This window comes from uncultured Caballeronia sp., assembly GCF_964243625.1.
GTDB lineage: Bacteria > Pseudomonadota > Gammaproteobacteria > Burkholderiales > Burkholderiaceae > Caballeronia.
Genome location: NZ_CAXTGZ010000592.1, coordinates 1 through 3719 on the forward strand (window position 1 = coordinate 1; position 3719 = coordinate 3719).

3 protein-coding genes are annotated in these 3719 nt (G+C 60.2%); all 3 read left to right on the forward strand.

Annotation, left to right across the window (positions count from 1 at the left end):
• The coding region (locus ACFFAR_RS27635) for a porin (RefSeq protein WP_375508859.1) at positions 1 to 798 on the forward strand (798 nt) is incomplete at its 5' end.
• A gap of 108 nt (positions 799 to 906) precedes the next feature.
• Complete coding sequence (locus tag ACFFAR_RS27640; protein ID WP_375508860.1) at positions 907 to 2409, forward strand: FAD-dependent monooxygenase; 1503 nt, start codon at positions 907 to 909, stop codon at positions 2407 to 2409.
• 4 nt (positions 2410 to 2413) lie between these two features.
• On the forward strand, positions 2414 to 3719 hold a 1306-nt coding region (locus ACFFAR_RS27645; RefSeq protein WP_375508861.1), incomplete at its 3' end, for an amidohydrolase family protein.

The window sequence follows — 3719 nt, forward strand, 5'->3', positions numbered from 1 at the left end:
CCATTCGAAAGCTACATCGGCCTGAAATCGAACAAGGCAGGCACGCTGACACTTGGGTCGATGTATGACCTGCTTGCCGACCTCGTTCCGCTAACGTCCGAGCGCTACACATCTTTTTTGGCAACCCATCCCGGTAATCTGGACCGGACCGTCGGCAATTCGCTAAACAACCTGATCAAGTACAAATCGCCTGTATTCGGCGGCGCTCTCCAGTTTGGCGCCCAGTACGGTTTTGGGCAACAGGGTTCGACAACGAACACAGGACGCACGGTTGGCGCTGAAGCCAGTTTCACAAGTGGCCCGTTCCAGACGATGCTGGTGTGGGAATCGGTCGATGGAGTTCCATATGCGCCTTACACCAGACTGGGCGTAAGCCAGTTGTATGGCATCAACTTCGCTGCAAACCCAACGCGAACAGTCAGCCAGAACCAGAACACGACGACAGTCGGCGTGGCCTATTCGGGCGACACCGTACGTGTGATGTGCAACTACAGCTACACGCACCTGACGGCGGCCGGTCAGTCGGAAACAGCGCAGACCATCGATGTCGGCGCTTACAAGTATCTCACCACGCAAATGCGAATCGGCGGCGGCTATTCATACACCAGGTTGGAGACCTACAAATGGAACCAGCTTCATGCGCACCTGGACTATGCGCTTTCGAAACGCACGAGCCTCTACATGCTCAGCGTGCTGCAATTGGCCGGTAGCGGCCAATTGGCGGTAATGCGCAACCAGGCGCTAGCGACGACATCCCGGCAGGTCGAACTCGAAGTCGGGATGACACACCTTTTCTGATGACACGGATGTTGTTCCGGACCGGCGCTTCGCGCACCGGCTCTGGGACGCGGCTTGAGCGAAGGGATCGCGGCAACGGATCCCTCACCACATAGTGGATGGAGAAAGATGATGCAGTGGGACGTGATAGTGGTTGGCGGCGGTCCATCGGGCCTGACAATAGCCGCGGAACTAGCTGGTGAAGGTGTGAAAACTTTGGTGCTGGAACGCCGTACGGAGGGTGTTCAGTCACGCGCCGGTACGATCTTGCCACGCGTGCTGGAGCTGTTCGACGCCCGAGGTATTGCCGACAGGTTCATCGAAAAAACGCGCAAGATCGCCGACTATCCGTTCCGGCCGTCCCATATCTGGGCGGGGTTTCATCCGATCGAATGGAAGTATCTGGAAACGCGCTTCGGTTTCACGTTGGGCCTGCCGCAGAACTTGACTGAAGAAGTCCTGTGGGAATGGGCGATTAAAACGGGCGTTCAGGTGCAACGCGGCGCTGACGTGCAGGATGTCCGCCAGCATCCGGAGGGCGTCGAGGTCGAGGTGGCCGATGCCTTGGGCGTTATCTCGACGCTGCGCGCGCAGTACCTGATTGGTGCGGACGGCGGCCGCAGCATCGTACGATCGAAAATCGGCCTGCCGTTCGAGGGACACTCCGGTACGTTCCGCGGCATCGTGCTCGATGCCGAGTTGAAGGCGCCATGGCCAGGTGGCCGGATCAATATGGATAACGAAATGGGGTGGGTACGCGGCTATACGTTCGGCAAAGGGATTACCCGGTTCAATATCGTGCACCGCGACCGACGCCACGCGCCGAAGGACGAGCCCGTCACTCTTGAAGAAGCGCTGCAATGCATCCGGGATGTGCACGGTACGGATTACGGCATCGAGGGCTATCGATGGGCCTCGCGTTTTGATGACCAGATGCGTGCGGTGCCGAGCTTGCGCCAAGGTCGCGCTTTCCTGGTTGGCGAATCCGCACGCATTCATTACCCGGCGAGCGGTGTCGGCATGAATTTCTGTCTGCAGGACGCCTTCAATCTGGGCTGGAAACTCGCCAATGTCATTAACGGTGTGGCTGATCCGGCCACACTTGACACTTACAACGCAGAACGTCTGCCCGTCATGCACGCGCTGCTCGATAGCGTGAAGGCGCAGTGCGCGCTGCAGTTCAATTTCGACATGGAGGCGGTGGCCCTCAAGCGCCGGATGCAGGAACACATCGTGCCGCTGCCAGATGTGCAACGCAAGCTCGTGCTCGAGCTGTGCGGCCTTGAAGCGCCTTACCCACGCGACGCGGATAGCCATTCACTAACCGGCCAACGCTGCCCCGATTTCGATCTTGTGTTACCCGACGGCCGTTGGGTTTCAGTGACCGAAGCGCTTCGCTGCCGACATCTCGTGTTGCTCGACCTCGAGGGCTTCAGTCGCCAGTTCGCAGGACTGGACGTGAAAGGATTGCCTGTCACGGTATTGCAAGCGAGCGCCGCGCACATTCCTGCATCGATGGAAGGTGTAAAAGCTCTGTTGGTGCGGCCCGATGGCTACGTTGCATGGGCTAGCAACGATCTGGCGCGAGTCGGCGAGGCCGAAGCGCAAATTGGTAAATGGCTGAAGCGATGACATCATGAACAAACAACGAATTCTGCTCACGGGTGGCTGGGTCCTGAGTATGGACGAGACTATCGGCGACTTGCCCACCGGTGACGTTCTGATCGAAGGGCAGGCTATCATTGCCGTCGAGCCCCGCATTGACGCTCCCGATGCCGAGCATGTCGACGCGAGTGGCATGATCGTGCTGCCGGGCTTTGTCGATACGCATCGTCACACGTGGCAAACCTGCGTGCGTCATCGCTATGCTGATATCGATCCGCAGATCTACTTCGCCGAAATGCTGGGCGCCAAAGGTGCCGCGTTCCGGCCGGAGGACGTCTACGTCGGTACGCTGCTCGGCGCGGTCTCAGCGCTGGACGGCGGCATCACCACCATGCTCGACTGGTCGCACGTGCAGAACAGCCCGGAACATTCGGACGCGGCGATCAAGGGCTTGCACGAGGCAAATATTCGCGGTGTGTTCGCCCATGGCTGGCCGCTGGTCGACGGTGCTTCGTGGATGTTCGACAGCCAGCGCGGCCACCCTAATGACATTCGCCGCCTACGGGAACGGTTCTTCTCGTCTGACGATCAACTGCTCACGCTGGCGATGGCGGCACGCGGCCCCGAAATGGCGCGTCGCGACGTCTGGCTATCCGATCTGCGTCTTGCCCGCGAACTCGGCGTCCGCTCGACCATCCATATGGGCGCCTATGCGCGCAACGGCACCGTGAGAGCGGTTGCGCAGATGCATGAGGCCGGCGTGTTGCGGGACGACCTGACATTCGTGCATTGCTGTTTCTGTGGCGCGGACGAGATCGCGATGATGGCCGATGCCGGCGTAAGCGCCTCGCTCGGTGTCCACTGCGAAATGAACGCACAGGGCATCGGTGATATTCCACTCGATAAGCTGCTCGCGGTCGGCATTCGACCCAGCCTGAGCGGCGACACTGAAACGAAGTGCTCAGGCGATATGTTCACGCAGATGCGGCATGCGTTCGCCTATTACCGTTCGTGGATGGGCGGCAACCACTCGAAGATTGCGAACGCACCGGCCACGCTGTCGATGCGCGACGTGCTCGAATTCGCCACGCTCGCCGGTGCGCGTGCAAACGGTCTTGATCATAAAATCGGCTCGCTTACGCCGGGCAAGCAGGCGGACATCATCATGATCCGCGGCGATGACCTCAATCTGACACCGGTTTCTGATGCGGTGGGCGCCGTCGTACTGGCGGCGTCCCTCGCGACCGGTTGCGCGACGACGCGCACGGCCGGCGACGACGCGAACGCATCGTTCGGCGAGCGCGCCGATCCCATCGAGCCGGTCAACCGGGTCGTCT